The sequence below is a fragment of the Alphaproteobacteria bacterium genome, from assembly GCA_017308135.1.
Taxonomy (GTDB): Bacteria; Pseudomonadota; Alphaproteobacteria; order CACIAM-22H2; family CACIAM-22H2; genus Tagaea.
In genome coordinates this window covers 533,695-549,205 of record JAFKFM010000008.1, presented here as the reverse complement: position 1 = coordinate 549,205, position 15,511 = coordinate 533,695, and the positions used below count along the sequence as shown (strand labels likewise).

Here is a 15,511-nt window from a genome sequence, read left to right as displayed (position 1 = left end):
TTTTATCGTTTCGGGTTTTCAAGTGAGGCCGGCGTCGACGATGTAGCTTTGCGCGGTGCAGCCGCGCGCGTTGTCCGAGGCGAGGAACAAAGCCATCTGCGCGACGTCCCAACCGTCGAGCCGCTGGGGGATTGCTTGCGTCGCCAGGATCTGCGGCACGCGATCGGGTGTCTGCCACAAGCGGCGCTGGCGTTCGGTGTCGATGGCGCCGGGCACGACACCAACCACGCGCACGCCCGATGGCCCCAATTCGCGCGCCAAGCCGCGCACCAGCGCTTCGATCCCGCCTTTGGCGGTGAGATAGCCCGCCATCGCCGGCCAACCGCGCCGCGAGGAGACCGAGCCCATCATCACGATGACGCCGGTCCCCCGCGCGGTCATCGCGCGCGCGGCGGCCTGGGCGCAGAAGAATTGGTGGTCGAGATTGACGGCCAGGGTTTGCCGCCAGGATTCGGGCGTCACGTCTGACCAGGCGTGGCGCATATCGTTGGCGGCGTTGGTCACCATGATGTCGATCGAGCCGGAATCCGCGATTTCGCGCAAAGCGCCGTCGCGTGCCGCCGGATCCGTCAGATCCGCGCGCCGGACCGTCAGTCGGCGCGCGGCATTGGCCGCACGGATATCGTCGATCGCCGCCGCATCGATGTCGATCGCCTCGACGATCGAATCCTGTTCGAGAAACGCTTCTACGATGCAGCGCCCGATACCGGAGGCGCCACCAGTGACGACGACGCGTTTTCCGGCGAGGCTCGGCAAGTGCATGGCGGGTTTCCCGTTCATCCGGCCCCCACGACTTTCGCGGGATCGGTCGGCGTCAGCGGCGGGTAATGCACGCCGCGTTGCCCCGAAAGGCCGCGATTGGGTTTCGCGTCGTCGGGCGCGTCCGGCATTCCGGCGAGCTTGCCGTTGCGCACCAAGGCGAGATCGTCGCCGTAGAGTTCCGCGACGAGTGCGGCTTCCAGTTTCGTACGCAAGGCCGCTTTCGCGGGATCGGCGGAAAGGTCGCGCAACTCGGCCGGGTCTTCGGCGATGTCGAATAGCTGGATTACGTTGCCGGCCGGATACCAGATCAGCTTGTGGTGGCCGTCATGGATCATGCGCGTCGCCTTTTTGCCGAGCAGCGATTCGCAATAGAGCGTTTCGCGCTTAGCGCCTGTCACCATCGACCGGCCTTCGCAGGTCGCTGGCACGGGAATGCCGCACATATCCAGCAAGGTCGGCATGATGTCCTGCAAGCCGACGAGGCGCTCATCGACCCGGCCGACGAGCGTTTCGTCCTTCGCGGTGCCGACCAGAATCATGGGCACACCGACCGAGCCTTCATACATCAGTCGCTTGGCGTAGAAACCGTTGGCGCCGAGCATGTCGCCGTGATCGCCGGTCACCAGGATGATCGTGTCGTCGAGAAGTTCTTCTTCGCGCAGCGTACCGATCAGCAAGCGCAGTTGATGGTCGATATGGGTGCATTGCGCGTAGAAGGCGCGCAGCATGTCGGCATGCTGTTCGGGCTTCAACGTCGCCCAGAAATTTCGCACCGCGCGCGCGGCATAGGGCAGGGATTCCGTGTCCTTTGCCCAATCGCCGATCTCCGGCAGCGGAATCTCGCGATCGCGATAGCGCTCGATATAGCTCGCCAGCGGCGCGATCGGCGGATGGGGATGCGTGTACGAGACGTGCCACAGACCGGGCCGGGTCGGATCGCGCCGCTTGATCGAACGCGCCGCCGTCATCGTGGTCCAGTTGGTGACGTGCAGTTCCTCGGGCAGATGCCAGGGTCGCCAAGAATATTCGTTGTTGCTCATCCCGTGCAGGAATTGCGCGCCGGCATGGCCGCGATCGGCGAGGAACAGCTCGTAATCGTCGACCGCGCCCAGATGGCTGCGGCCTTCTTCGGCGATCATTGCGTCGTCGAAGCCGATCCGGTCGCGGGTAGGATAAACGTGCAGCTTTCCGATCGCGAAGGTCTGATAACCCGCATCGCCGAATGTCGCGGCCAGCGTGGGCAGATCGGCGGGCATCGGCAAGGCGGGTTGGAACACGCGGTCGCCGTGACGGCGCGGGCTGGTGCCCGTCATCATGCTGCGGCGCGCGGGGATGCAGATCGGGCATTCGGCATAGGCGCGGGTGAAGCGCGTGCCGATCGACGCGAGATGGTCGAGCGTAGGCGTTTCGATCGTCGGATGACCGGCGGCGCCTAGCAGCGAGCCGGGCCATTGATCTACCGAGACGAAAAGAACGTTCGGACGTACGCCGTCCGTCGGTTTGCCCATGACGCTTCCTCTTGATCGTTGGGCAAATCGTGAATTAATTATATCCTATCTTAAAATAAATAATATTTATTGAAGACTCGAAGGAGACACGCGTGGATCGTCGGCAACTGACTTCGTTCGTCGCTCTCTCGGACGATCTTCACTTCTCGAGAGCGGCGGCACGGCTGCGCATCACCCAGCCGGCCTTGAGCCAGCAGATCGCGCGGCTGGAGGCGGAGCTGAACGTACGGCTGTTTTCGCGCGGGCCCAAGCACGTGGCGTTGACCGACGCGGGGCGCATATTTCTGGAGGAGGCGACGGAAACGTTGCGCCGGATGGATCAGGCGGTCGCCCGGGTGCGCAGCGCCGCCGCCGGCCGGATCGGGCGGCTGACGATCGCCTTTGTCGAGGCGGCACCCGTGCTGCCGGATCTGGTCGCGAAATTCAACGAGGCGGTGCCCGAGGTGTCGATCGATTTCCGCGAAATGGTAACGGCCGAACAAATCGACGCGTTGGCCGACGGCCGCGTCGATGTCGGCATTCTGCGGCCGATTACGCTGGGGCGCGGCCTCGAATATTTTCTGATCCATCGCGAGCCCTATCTCGTGGCGCTGCCCTTGCGTCATCCGCTGGCGGCGCGCGAGGCGATCCGGCTGCGCGATCTCGATGGTCAGCGTTTGATCACGCGGCCAGCGAAGAAGCGCCGCTATGTCGAAGGCCGCTTTCGCGCGCGCTTGGAGAAGGCGAAAATCGCCTTACCGATCGCACACGAGGTCGATCAGCTCCACACGATGCTAGGGCTGGTCGGGGCTGGGCTGGGCGTCGCGATCCTGCCGGAATCGATGTCGACCTTGCGGATGGGCGGCGTCGTCTATCGTCCCTTCGCCGAAGGCCAGGCGCCAAACGCGGAACTCGCCGTCGCCTGGCGGACGGGCAACAGGTCCCAAACGTTGGCTCGGTTAATCGCGATCGCGCGCGCCGGCGCAAACGCTATTTGAGCGCTGCGACGTCGCGCTTGAGCGTCGACAAGATAAATCGGACCGGTGCTAGCGTTCGCATCGATGCGCGGTACGTGACGCCGGTCCGGATCGTCCAGTCGTAGCCACGCACGTTCAACGCTTGCAGCCCAGGCGTGACGCTGGGCCGGAGCAGGGGCCTGGGCAGGCTCGTCAGGAATCCGTCGTTACGCACGAGCTTCAGCGCCAAATCGAGGGAGTCGGTCGTTACCGTGTCGCGCGGGGACTGCATACCGTTGGCTTTGAACAGCCGATCGAGCTGCATGCGCGACACCCCGCCGTAATTGAGCGTCACCCAAGGCCGGCGGGCGATTTCGGCGAGCGGTACATCGGCCAGTCGTGCAATCGGAGATTGCCGTGCGGCGGCGATACAGTTACCTTGGTTGTAAAGGAACATCTCGTCGAGCCCTTCGCCCGATATCGGCTCGGTCGCGAGGCCGCCAGCATAGAGGCTGATCTCGCCCGCTTGCAATGCGGGAAGCAGCAACTGGCCGACGCCGATCCGCACCGACACATGAAGATTGGGATAGTCGCGCGCCATACGCGCCAGGATGCTGGGCATGAACACCGACGCGTAGGTCGGACCGATGCCGATGCGCAATTCGCCGCGCGCCCCGTCGCGCGCGGCGGTAAGCTCCATCAGCGAGCCGTTCCATTCGCCTTGGATCGCCCGCGCGCGCCGATAGAAGGCTTGCCCCATTGGCGTCAGCACCACCCCGCGCGCGGAGCGGTCGAAAAGCGGCGTCAGCAGATGTTCCTCAAGCAATTGCAGCGACTTCGACAACGCCGGCTGGCTGATATTCAGGCTGCGCGCGGCGCCTTGCACGCTGCCGAATTCCGCGACCGCCAGGAAATGATGAACGCGCCAAATCTGTTCCATAGATATTAGTTATATCACCTATCTGTAAAACTATTACCCAAATTCGACGATGCGGCTAGAAATGAACCGTCCGGGGAGGGACGTCCATGCGCACCGTGTTCGTGCTTTTCGATTCGCTCAATCGTCTCGCCTTGGGCAGTTACGGCGGAACACAAATCGCGACGCCGAATTTCGATCGTTTCGCACGTCGCGCCGTCAGCTTCGACAATCACTATGTCGGCTCGCTGCCCTGCATGCCGGCACGGCGGGACATCCATACCGGTCGGCTCAATTTCATGCATCGCTCGTGGGGGCCGCTGGAGCCGTTCGATAATTCCCTGCCGGAAATTTTGAAGAAGGCCGGTATCTACAGCCATCTGATCAGCGACCATTTCCATTATTTCGAGGATGGCGGCGCCACCTATCACAACCGCTACAACACCTGGGAGTTCGTGCGCGGGCAGGAGAACGATCCCTGGGTCGCGATGGTCAAGCCGCCGATCGAGCGCTTCAAGGAAAAATACTCCGACCATCACTACAACGCGCCCGGCGATTTCAAGCGCCGCCAGCACCAGATCAACCGCGAGAAGATGGTCGCTGAAGCGGATTTCCCGGGCCCGCAATGTTTCGAGCGCGCCTTCCGATTCCTCGACGAGAATCGCGGCGCCGACGATTGGATGCTGCATCTCGAATGCTTCGATCCGCACGAGCCGTTCCACGCGCCGGACCGGTTCAAGGAAGCCTATCGCACAGCCTATAACGGCCCGATCATTGACTGGCCGAAATACGGCCCCGTTAAAGAGAACAAGCTGGAAATCGCCGAGATCCGCGCCAATTACGCGGCGTTGGTCGCGATGTGCGACGCGTATTTCGGCAAGCTGCTCGATTATTTCGATGCGCACGACATGTGGAAAGACACCTGCCTGATCCTGACCACGGATCACGGCTTCCTGCTCAGCGAGCACGATTGGTGGGGCAAGAATCAGACGCCCTATTACGAGGAAATCTCGCACATTCCGATGATCGTCCATCATCCCGATCACGCGGCGCGCGCGGGCACGCGCGTGCGCGCGCTGTCGCAGACGAGCGATCTGATGCCGACGATGCTGGAGATTTTCGGCCTTCCCATTCCGTCGGAAACGACCGGAGTTTCGGTATTGCCGCTGATCGCCGGGGCGCCGGGGCGCGAAGCGATCATCTTCGGCATGTTCGGCGGGCCAATCGGAATCACCGACGGCACCTACAGTTATTTTCGCTATCCGCGCGATCTGTTCGACGAGACGCTGGGCGAGTACACGCTGATGCCGACCCATTTGACCGGGTTCTTCAATTCCAACGAATTGAAAACGGCGACTTTGGCGGGGCCCTTCGACTTCACCAAGGGGTTGAAGTTGATGCGCTATAGCGCGCTCAACGAGTCCAGCCGCGCGCCGGGGCCGAACAATCGCGTCCAGGCTCAGTTCAAATCCGCGATCTACGACAATGCGCGCGATCCAAACCAATTGAACCCGATCGATATGCCGGCCATCGAGGCGAAGTTGAAGGATGCGGCGATCCGGCTGCTGCGTGCGCACGACGCGCCGCGGGAATATTTCGAATGGCTGACGCTCACGCCGCAAGCGGCGGAATGAAAAAAGCGAACGGAGGAAACAACCATGCGGATCGATAAAACCAAGGCGGTTTTCGCGAGTGTAACGCGGCGTTGTGCGTTGGCGGGAGCGTTGGCATTCGCCGCCGGAACGGCTTTTGCGCAAAGCCAGCCCCCGATCACCATGGTGATCAACCAATCGCCATGGCTCAAATCCTTCATTGCCGAGGTCGATGATTACGAAAAAGCGACCGGCAATAAAGTGAAGCTCGACGTGCTGCCCTTCGGCGGCTTGCTGGAGAAAATCCGCAACTCCGTGCGCGGCGCGCAAGGAGAGTACGACATCGTCAACATCAACGCGAGTTGGCTGACCGAGATCTATTCGGGCGGCTTTCTGACGCCGCTCGCCGAGATCCGCGCCGGCTACAAACTGCCAGACGGCGTGTTGACCTTCGGCGACACCACCCATTGGAATTTCTCGACGGGCACTTTTGCGGCGAACGGCACGCTGATGGGGGTGCCGACCAACGGCAACGTGCAGGTGCTGTACTACAACGTCGATGCCTACGCGGCACTCGGCCTCAAACCGCCGAAGACATGGGACGAGTTGGTCGCCAATTCGCAGGCGATCCGCAAGGGCGGTAAGTATTATGGCTTCACGGCGCGCGCCGCCCGCGATTCGATCGTCTATAACTTCACGCCCTATCTGTTCAGCCACGACGCGGCCTTCGTGAAGATCGCCGGTACGAACAAGGCGGAGGTCGTCGTCAACAGCGCCAACGCGCTGAAGGCGCTGGAGCTCTACGTGAAGCTTGCGACCGAATCCGGGACGCCGGGGCCGGGCAACGTCGCGCAGGGCGAATTGATCCAGCTTCTCGCGACCGGCCGCACCGCCCAAGCGATCGCCGTCATCGCGGCGTGGGGCCAGCTCGAGGATCCCAAGGCGTCGCGCGTCGTCGGCAAAATCAACGCGACATTGCTGCCCGCCGGCCCGAACGGTACCGTCGCGTCCAGCGCCGGGCATTGGATCGCCGGCGTGCCGAAGAACGTTTCGCCCGAGAAGCAGAAAGCGGCACTGGCGTTCCTCGACTGGTTCGCCGCGAAGCCGCGGCAAGTCGACTATGTGCGCGCGAGCGGCGTGCCGATCCGCGGCGATATCACCCGCGCCGATCTCGGCGGCGGCGACGCGTTCCGCTTCATCGAGGCATACTCAAGCAACGCCGAGCACGCAGTGCTGGGTTTGCCGTTTGCTCAGGCGGTCGAAGCATCGGACGCGATCGCGCTGAGCCTCAACCGCGCGGTGATCGGCGAATTGACGCCGGCCAAGGCGCTCAACCAAGCCGCAGCCGATCTCGTGCGCATCCTGGAACGCGGCGGCTTCGCCGTCACGCGTCTTCCCGATCTGTGAGGGAACGAGGATCCGGATCGATCCGGCAGTCCCGCTCGTGCGCGGTGAGAGTCATTCGATGAGTTCCAAACGTCCGACCGACAATGCGGCGCGCAACCGGCGTTGGATCGCGCTTTCTCTGGCGCCGGTCGTGCTGCTGTTCGTCATTCTGACGGCGTTTCCGGTCCTCAATCTGCTCGGCTTGAGCTTCTTCCATGTCGAATGGAAACAGGGCGCCTCTGTCTTCGAGTTTGTCGGGCTCGACAATTTCCGGCGTTTGTTCGGGGCGGAGCGGATTTTCTGGGACGGCGTGCGCAACACGCTGATCTTCGCGGTCGTTGCGGTCGGCTTCCAGATGGTGATCGGGTTTTCGATGGCGCTGGCGGTCAAAACGTCAGGTGTCTACGGCCGCTCCGTCCTGACCGCGATCTTCCTTCTGCCCATCGTCGTGCCGCCGATCGTCATCGGAACGATGTGGCGCTTGATAATGGGGCGCGAGTTCGGCCTCGCCAACGCACTGCTCGGACTGCTGGGTTTCGGCCCGGTGGATTGGCTGGGCGATCCGAATTTGGCGCTCGCCTCGGTTATCTTCGTCGATATCTGGCATTGGACGCCGTTCGTGTTTCTGCTGATGCTGGCCGGACTCGAATCGCTCGACGGCGAAGTGCTGGAGGCCGCGCGCATGGACACGCGCTCGCGCTGGCAGGAAATCCGTCACGTCGTGCTGCCGATGATGCTGCCCACGATCGTCGTGACGCTGCTGTTCCGCGTCATCCTGACATTCAAAGTGTTCGACGAAGTCTATCTATTGACGTCGGGCGGGCCAGGAACGGCGACGGAAGTCGTCAATTTCTCGATCTACCGCACCTTTTTCCGCCAAGATCAGGTCGGCTTCGGCTCGGCGATGTCGATCGTGACGCTGTTCGCGATCAGCCTGATCATCATTTTGGCCCGCGGCTACGCCCAGCGCCGGGCCGCCAGGAAGGCGGCATCGTCATGAAATCCAGTTCCGCCGCGCAAGCGATCGCCAATTCGGCCGCCTGGGGCTACGCGTTCGTCATTCTGGGCCCGACCGTGTGGGTCCTGTCGAACGCGTTCAAATACAAGATCGACATCATCACCGGCGCGACGTTGTCGCCGTTCACTCTGGAAAATTTCGAGGAGTTGCTGTTTTCCCGGCAGTCGGAATTCCTCCTCAATCTTTTCAACAGCACACTGATCGGGCTGGTCTCGACCGCGATCGTTATCGTGATCGCCACGATGGCGGCGTTCACGCTCGTGAGCTTGGAAGTCCGCCCTTGGGTGCGCTGGGCCGTGCTGGGCTGGGCGTTGATGTTCCATATGCTGCCCACGCTGACCTTCTTAGGGTCGTGGTATCTGATGTTCTCCGCCGTCGGGCTGCAAGGCGGCTATTTCGCGCTCATCGTAACGCACACCGTCCACAATCTGCCGATGGCGCTGTTCTTGATGATGAGTTTCGTCGGCGCCCTGCCGCGCGAATTGATTCAGGCCGCGCGAATGGACGGCTGCGCCAACGCGCAAATCTTCTGGCGGGTCGTGTTCCCGCTTGTGCGCGGCGGCATGATCGCGGCGACGGCGCTGACCTTCATCTTCTCCTGGAGCGATTTCGCGATCTCGTTGACGCTGTCCTCGCGCGCAACGATGACGGTGCCGGTCGCGATCTCCACCTTCGCGCAGGAATACGACATCAAATACGGCGAAATGGCCGCCGGCACGCTGTTGTCGATCGTCCCGGCGCTGATCCTGATCCTCGTCGGCCAGAAATTCATCGTGCGCGGGCTCCTCGCGGGAGCCGTCAAATGATCGAGCCGCGCAGTTCCACCCCCGCGTTTCCCGGTGTCGCATATGTCTGATCTTTCCCTTCGGGGTTTCCGGAAGTTCTACGGCGGATTCGAAGTGATCCCGCCGCTCGATCTGGATATCCGCAGCGGCGAATTCGTCGTGTTGGTCGGACCGTCGGGAAGCGGCAAATCCACGCTGCTGCGGATGATCGCGGGCCTGGAAAAGATCGATGGCGGCGCCGTGCACATCGACGGCGAGGACGTGACGGCCCGCGACGCGGGCGACCGCGACATGGCGATGGTGTTCCAATCCTATGCGCTCTATCCGCATATGACGGTCGCGGAGAACATGACCTTCGCGCTGCGCATGCGCGGCACGTCGGAGAGCGTAATCCGGGAGCGGCTAGCGAACGCGTTGCGGATGCTGTCGCTCGAAGGGCTCGAAGGGCGCAAGCCCGGGCAATTGTCGGGCGGCCAACGTCAGCGCGTGGCGATGGGCCGCGCGATCGTGCGCCAGCCTCGCGTTTTCCTTTTCGATGAGCCCTTGTCCAATCTCGACGCCAAGCTGCGCGCGCGCACGCGTCTGGAGTTGCGCGAACTCCATGATCGTCTGAAGGCGACGTCGATCCTGGTGACGCACGATCAGATCGAAGCGATGACCATGGCCGATCGCATCGTGTTGCTCGATCGCGGACGTATCCAGCAGATTGGCGCGCCGCGCGAAATCTACGAAGCGCCCAAGAACCGCTTCGTGGCGACGTTCATTGGCTCGCCCGAGATCAACATGCTCGACGGGCGCGTTATCGCGCGCGACGGGCGGTGTTGGTTCGGCGCTTTGGAACTGCCGGGTCTGGTCGGCGCTATCGACGATGCGACAACGCTGGGCGTGCGTTCCGAAGCGTTCGAACTACTCGCCGGTCCCGCATCGGGCGCTTTGGCCGCCAAGATCGGCGCCATCGAATATACCGGTTCCGACGCCTATGCGTTGGCGACGGCGGACGCCTGGCAACTGGTCGTCAAGCTGCCGGCCGATCTCAAGGTCGCGGGACGCGTCGTCGCGGTGGGCGACCAACTCCATATCCGGCTCGCCGCGGAAGGCTGGCATCTTTTCGACGCAGCCGGCACGCTCATCGAACGGCGCTAGCGATGTCGAAGGAAGAGTCGCCACGCTATCTTGCCGGCGATCCCCGCCAGATCGCATCAGTCCGCCGTTTCACGCTCGCCGACGGGGCCGAAGCGGGCGTCGATGCCTTGGCGTTTTCGACCGGCGGCGGGCTCGATTTTTGGGTTCTGCCCGGCCGCTTGCTCGACATCGCAACGTTGTCCTGGCGTGGCGTTCAAGTCGCGTGGCAAAGCCCGGCGGGATTTCGTCCCATGCCGGCCGCCATCACGCGGGGCGAACGCGATTTCAGCCGCGCCTTCGGCGGCTTCCTCAATACCTGCGGATTCGACCATATTCGCCAACCCACTGGGGGCAAGCCGATGCATGGCTCGGCGCCCCACATGCCCGCGCGCCTGACCGGCTACGGCGAGGATTGGGACGCGCCCGTTCCCATCCTCTATTGCGAAGGTGAGGCGCCGATCTGGGTGTCCGGCGTGGGCGGATATCGGCTGCGCCGCCGGATCGAAGCGCCGATCGGCGGTGATCGTTTGCGCATGATTGATCGCGTCCAGGTCGTTGGTCCGACGCCGCTGCCGATCATGGTGCTGTACCATTTCAATCTCGGTTATCCGCTGCATCGCGCGGGCACGCGCATCCAATTGGACGGCGCCGATCTCACGGGGCCGTTGGCGCAACAGGAACCGGCGGTAAAACAGTCGGTCCTTTATCCTGTGACGGGCGATCGTGCCGTTTGCCGCGTGCAGGGCGGCGGTGGGATCGCCACCAATTTCAGCTGGAGTACCGTGACGTTGCCATGGCTTCAGTTGTGGCGCGATCTGCGGCCAGGCTGCGGCGTGCTGAGCGTTGAGCCATGCTCGGCGGGGCGAAATGCCGACGGGACGAACGCCGATGTGCCGCCGACGGCGCCGGGCAACGAGATCGTGTTCGATATCGACATCGAACTTGCCGACGCGTCGTAAGTCATTTTTGAAAACGGATAGGTTATTCCGACCTATTGAAATCGCCGAAGAGCAAAGTCTTTTCGGCTTTCACAAGTGTATAAAACATAGATAATATAAAATAAAAATAAAAACATCTAAAAGAATGGCGTGCCGTGAGTGACGAAGGTGAGAACTGTTGTTGGATATCGATCGTTTCTCGATAGTGAACTCACGGAATTTGTATCGACCTGAAGATTGCCGCCGTCAGCGTCTAGATGCCGATGACGCATATTGGAACCCGTTGGCTCCGGGAAGCAGACCGCACAATGGTGTCGTATAGGATTCGAACCTCACCGTTCGGGCCCCCCCGAGAGACGACAGGCCTGCCCCGGCCAGCCAGTGGCGGACTCCCCATTCGCGAGTGGACGTTTATGCATCGGCCGTTTTCCTAAGATATTGGTTTGTAATCGTGATTCGAACGAATGAAAGCGCTTCGCGCCGCGCCGTCGTCACACGGTGGTTGCGCACGCTTCCGAATCTGTTAAAAGGATTCTCGATTATTTGATCAAACGAGCACTAATGGTGAAGCATGGCACGGCGCGCGATATATTCGGGATCGAAGTTCGAAGACTTGGCGGGCTACTCGCGCGCCGTGATCGACGACGAGTGGGTTTTCGTCTCCGGGACCGCCGGTTTCGATCCGAAGACAGGCACATTTCCTGACTCGGCCGAGGACCAGACGCACCGCGCGTTAAAGACGATCGCCGAAGCATTGGCGCAGGCCGACGCGACGCTGGCGGATATCGTGTCGCTGCGCGTTTTCCTCTCGTCGCGCGATCACGTGATGCCGGTTTCGAAAGTGCTGGGCGCCACGTTCGCCGATCCGCGACCGACCAACACCACGATCATCTGCGGTTTCGCCGTCGACGAGATCAAGGTCGAGATCGAAGTCGTCGCGCGCCGCGCGGGCGGACGGCGATGAAGCGCGTCGCACGGCGCATCTCGGATACGCCGAAAAAATCGTTCGGCATGTATCAAAAAGCCGCCGCCTTGCGCGACAGCGGCCGCGATCTGATTCATCTGGAGTTGGGCCGCCCGGCGGCAGACACGCCCGAGCATATCAAGCGCGCGACGATCGACGCGCTGCGCGCGGGTGACGTGCATTACAGCGATCTGTTGGGTATTGCGAAGCTGCGCACGGCGCTGGTCGAAAAGCTGCGCACCCGCAACGGTATTCCCGCGACGCCCGAAACCGTGCTCGTCACGAACGGGCTGACGCATGCGGCCTTCGCCGTTCTCATGGCCACGCTCGATCCGCGTGACGAAGTCATCCTGATCGATCCGCATTATCCCCAGCATATTGGCAAGATCGAACTTGCCGGCGCGGTTCCGGTTTTCGCGGCCCTCGATCCCGTCGACGATTTCCGCCTGACGCCGGAACGGATCGAGGCCAAAATTTCACCGCGCACGCGCATGATCGTGCTCGTCAATCCGGTCAATCCGACGGGCCGGGTGTTTTCGAAGGACGAGCTCGAAGGGCTCGCGGATATCGCGCGCCGGCACGATCTTCTGGTGTTCGCCGACGAAGTCTACGAAGACATCGTCTATGACGGTGCGGCGCATATCAGCATCGCATCGCTGCCCGGCATGGCAGAGCGAACCTTCTCCGCTTACGCGTTCACGAAATCCTTCGCGATGGATGGCTGGCGTATCGGCTATCTATCCGCACCCGCGTGGGCCATGTCGGGGCTCGTCAAGATCACGGCGAATGACGTGACGCATGTGAACACGTTCATTCAAAGCGGCGCGCTCGCCGCGATCACCGGCCCTGGCGAGGTTCTGGCCGCATTGGTCGACGAGGACCGCCGCAAGCGCGACTTCGTCGTGCAGCGCCTCAACCAGATGCCGGGTGTGCGCTGCGCGTTGCCGCAAGGCGCCATCTACGCCTTCCCGGATATCTCAGGCACGGGCGTGCCCTCGCAGCAATTGGCCGATATGATCCTGGAGCGCGCGGATGTCGTCGTCGAAGCGGGTAGCTTCTACGGTGCCGCGGGTGAGGGGCATCTGCGGATCTGTTTTGGCTCCGAAAGCCTCGCGCGGTTGCAGGAAGGCATGGACCGCTTGAGCACGTTCTTCAATCGGATGTGATCGCGACAATGGAAAAAGTCATCCTCACCACGCAGGGGCTCCGCCGGAATTTCGGCGCGTTGCGCGCGGTTGATGGCGTCGATTTGTCGGTGCGGGATGGTGCGATCACAGGCCTGATCGGTCCGAACGGGGCGGGCAAAAGCACGCTGTTCGGTTTGATCGCGGGCGAGGTGAAGCCGAGCGGCGGCGAGATCGCGTTCGACGGTAAGCCGATCGCAGGATTGTCGCCGGATCGGATTTTCCATGCCGGGCTCGCGCGCACGTTCCAGATCCCACGCCCCTTTCCGCAGATGACCGTACTCGAGAACGCCATGCTGGCGCCGTCCGGCCAATCGGGCGAGCGGTTCTGGAACAATTGGTTCCGTCCGTCGCTGGTCCGCGAGGAAGAGCGACGCTGCCGGGAACGTGCGATGGAGGTACTGAGTTTCACCGGCCTCGCCGCCAAAGCGCAGGATCCGGCCGGAATTCTGTCGGGCGGTCAGCAGAAGCTGCTGGAACTCGCGCGTGTCATGATGGCGCAGCCGCGGCTCATTCTGCTCGACGAGCCGGCGGCCGGCGTCAATCCCGCCTTGCTCGAAACCTTGATCGACAAAATCCTGGCGCTTAACGCGCGCGGCATCGGCTTTCTGATCGTCGAGCACAATATGGATATGGTGATGCGCATCTGCGGATCGATCGTGGTGATGGCGCAAGGACGCTTGATCTTCTCCGGCAGTCCGCAGGAAGTCGTGCGCGAGCAGCGCGTCATCGACGCTTATCTCGGCGACGTTTCGGATATCGCGCTATGAGAACGCCGTTTCTCGTCGCCCGCAATCTGCGCGCGTCCTATCGGCGAGGTCTGCCGATCGTGCATGACATTTCGGTCGACGTCGCATGCGGCGAGATCGTAACGCTGGTCGGTCCCAACGGTGCCGGCAAATCGACTTTCATGAAGGCGCTGGCCGGTCTCGTTCTGATCGAAAGCGGCGAGATCCTTCTCGGCGGCGTGAACCTCGCCGGACAATCGACCCATGCGATCGTCGGGGCGGGCGTGGGTTTCGTGCCGCAAACCGGCAACGTCTTCGCCAGCCTGTCGATCGAGGATAATCTGATCGCGGGCGGACATACGCTGGCTAAGCCCGTACTGCGCGAACGTCTCGCGCGCGCCTTCGAACGGTTCCCCGCACTCGCCGCGCATCGCCGCTCGATGGCCAATGTGTTGTCGGGCGGTCAACGCCAAATGCTCGCCGTCGCCCGTGCGTTGATGACCGAACCTCGGTTGATCATGCTCGACGAGCCGACGGCCGGGTTGGCGCCCAAAATCGCGCAAGAAGTGTTCGCCGATCTGCGCAAGCTCGCCGAGGGCGGGGTGGCGGTACTGATGGTGGAGCAGAACGCGAAGGCGGCGCTGCGCGTATCCGATCGCGGCTACGTTCTGGTCGAAGGCCGCAACCATATTTCGGGGCGCGCAAGCGCGTTGCTCGAAGACGTGGCGGTGGCGGAAGCCTTTCTCGGATCGCGGAGGCATTCATGATCGGGCAGGCGCTGGCCGACGGAATTTTGACCGGTGGCATTCTGGCTCTCGGCGCGATCGGCTATTCGCTGAGCGCCAAGATCCTCAAATTCGCGAATTTCGCGCATGCGGAGTTTCTGACGGTCGGCGCGTATCTGGCGCTGACGCTGGCGACGCTGATGGGGGCGGGGACGCCGATCGACCCGTTCTCGTTCGGCGTGCCGTTGATCGTCGCCACGATCGTCGCGGGTGTTGCGACCGGCGTGATCGCGATCTTGGTTGATCGGCTCGTCTTCAGCCGGTTGCGCGCGCGGCGTGCGGCCGCCTTGACCCTCGTCTTCGCTAGCTTCGGGATGGCGCTGGTCTTGCGCAATCTCGTGCTGCTGATTTGGGGGCCCAACGCGCATTACTACGGACAGGAATTGCAGATCGCGATCGAAGTCCTGCCGGATGTGCGGATGTTGCCCGATCACGTGTTCGTCCTGGTGTTGACGTTCCTGCTCGTCTTGGCACTGCACTTCTTCCTGCAAACCAGTCGCGTCGGCGTGGCGATGCGCGCGATGGCCGATAGCCCAGCGCTATCGCAGGCTTGCGGCATCGATACGGCCAGCATCATTCGCTGGACCTGGTTGCTGGCCGGCATGCTGGCGGCGTGTGCGGGCGTGTTCGCGGGTTTGACGGTTCAGATCCGGCCTGAGCTCGGCTTCAATATGTTGCTGGCCGTGCTGACGGCCGCCGTGCTGGGCGGGGCGGGTAATCTGTTCGGTGCGGTCGTCGGCGGGTTGATCGTCGGACTCGCGGAAAGCCTTTCGGTTCTGATCATCCCGGCGAGCTTCAAGCCGGCGATCCCGTTCCTGCTGCTTCTGATCGTGCTGTATGTCCGGCCGCAGGGGCTGTTCACAAAATCCGTACGCGCGTGAGGAACGA

At 62.5% G+C, this 15,511-nt stretch carries 15 protein-coding genes; 12 read left to right on the top strand and 3 right to left on the bottom strand.

The features are described from left to right. Positions 1-18: 18 nt before the first annotated feature. A complete protein-coding gene (locus tag J0H39_10940; protein ID MBN9497257.1) occupies positions 19-780 on the bottom strand; it encodes an SDR family oxidoreductase in 762 nt (253 codons plus the stop codon). Beyond that, complete coding sequence (locus tag J0H39_10935) at positions 777-2,270, bottom strand: sulfatase-like hydrolase/transferase (GenBank protein MBN9497256.1); 1,494 nt, start codon at positions 2,268-2,270, stop codon at positions 777-779. Before J0H39_10935 ends, J0H39_10940 begins: the two co-directional genes overlap by 4 nt. 92 nt (positions 2,271-2,362) lie before the next feature. Between J0H39_10935 and J0H39_10930 the strand changes: the two genes are divergently transcribed. Next, positions 2,363-3,247 carry a LysR family transcriptional regulator gene (locus J0H39_10930; GenBank protein MBN9497255.1) on the top strand — a complete coding sequence of 295 codons (885 nt, stop codon included), beginning with the start codon at positions 2,363-2,365 and terminating at the stop codon, positions 3,245-3,247. Here J0H39_10930 and J0H39_10925 read toward each other — a convergent pair. Further along, entirely contained in the window at positions 3,240-4,145 is a 906-nt protein-coding gene (locus tag J0H39_10925) for a LysR family transcriptional regulator (protein ID MBN9497254.1), read from the bottom strand. The genes J0H39_10930 and J0H39_10925 overlap by 8 nt on opposite strands. Positions 4,146-4,231: 86 nt before the next feature. Between J0H39_10925 and J0H39_10920 the strand changes: the two genes are divergently transcribed. From J0H39_10920 to J0H39_10870, 11 genes are all read left to right on the top strand, one after another. After that, a complete protein-coding gene (locus J0H39_10920; protein ID MBN9497253.1) occupies positions 4,232-5,755 on the top strand; it encodes a sulfatase in 1,524 nt (507 codons plus the stop codon). A gap of 24 nt (positions 5,756-5,779) precedes the next feature. Continuing rightward, positions 5,780-7,120: an extracellular solute-binding protein gene (locus J0H39_10915; protein MBN9497252.1), complete on the top strand. Its 1,341-nt coding sequence runs from the start codon at positions 5,780-5,782 to the stop codon at positions 7,118-7,120. A 58-nt stretch (positions 7,121-7,178) separates the two neighbouring features. Continuing rightward, on the top strand, positions 7,179-8,099 hold the full coding sequence (locus J0H39_10910; GenBank protein MBN9497251.1) for a sugar ABC transporter permease: 921 nt from the start codon (positions 7,179-7,181) through the stop codon (positions 8,097-8,099). Beyond that, positions 8,096-8,923, top strand: coding sequence for a carbohydrate ABC transporter permease (locus tag J0H39_10905; protein MBN9497250.1), 828 nt, complete (start codon positions 8,096-8,098; stop codon positions 8,921-8,923). The genes J0H39_10910 and J0H39_10905 overlap by 4 nt, the downstream gene beginning before the upstream one ends. Before the next feature lie 42 nt (positions 8,924-8,965). Continuing rightward, positions 8,966-10,045, top strand: a complete 1,080-nt coding sequence (locus tag J0H39_10900; protein MBN9497249.1) for an ATP-binding cassette domain-containing protein — start codon at positions 8,966-8,968, stop codon at positions 10,043-10,045. Positions 10,046-10,047: 2 nt separating this feature from the next. Beyond that, complete coding sequence (locus J0H39_10895) at positions 10,048-10,983, top strand: DUF4432 family protein (protein ID MBN9497248.1); 936 nt, start codon at positions 10,048-10,050, stop codon at positions 10,981-10,983. A gap of 550 nt (positions 10,984-11,533) precedes the next feature. Beyond that, positions 11,534-11,926 (top strand): RidA family protein, encoded by a 393-nt coding sequence (locus tag J0H39_10890; GenBank protein MBN9497247.1) that lies wholly within the window; start codon positions 11,534-11,536, stop codon positions 11,924-11,926. Then, a complete protein-coding gene (locus tag J0H39_10885; protein ID MBN9497246.1) occupies positions 11,923-13,092 on the top strand; it encodes a pyridoxal phosphate-dependent aminotransferase in 1,170 nt (389 codons plus the stop codon). Before J0H39_10890 ends, J0H39_10885 begins: the two co-directional genes overlap by 4 nt. Positions 13,093-13,100: 8 nt before the next feature. Then, positions 13,101-13,880, top strand: a complete 780-nt coding sequence (locus J0H39_10880; protein MBN9497245.1) for an ABC transporter ATP-binding protein — start codon at positions 13,101-13,103, stop codon at positions 13,878-13,880. Then, positions 13,877-14,605, top strand: a complete 729-nt coding sequence (locus J0H39_10875; protein ID MBN9497244.1) for an ABC transporter ATP-binding protein — start codon at positions 13,877-13,879, stop codon at positions 14,603-14,605. The genes J0H39_10880 and J0H39_10875 overlap by 4 nt, the downstream gene beginning before the upstream one ends. Continuing rightward, positions 14,602-15,504: a branched-chain amino acid ABC transporter permease gene (locus tag J0H39_10870; GenBank protein ID MBN9497243.1), complete on the top strand. Its 903-nt coding sequence runs from the start codon at positions 14,602-14,604 to the stop codon at positions 15,502-15,504. The genes J0H39_10875 and J0H39_10870 overlap by 4 nt, the downstream gene beginning before the upstream one ends. The last annotated feature ends 7 nt before the right edge of the window (positions 15,505-15,511 follow it).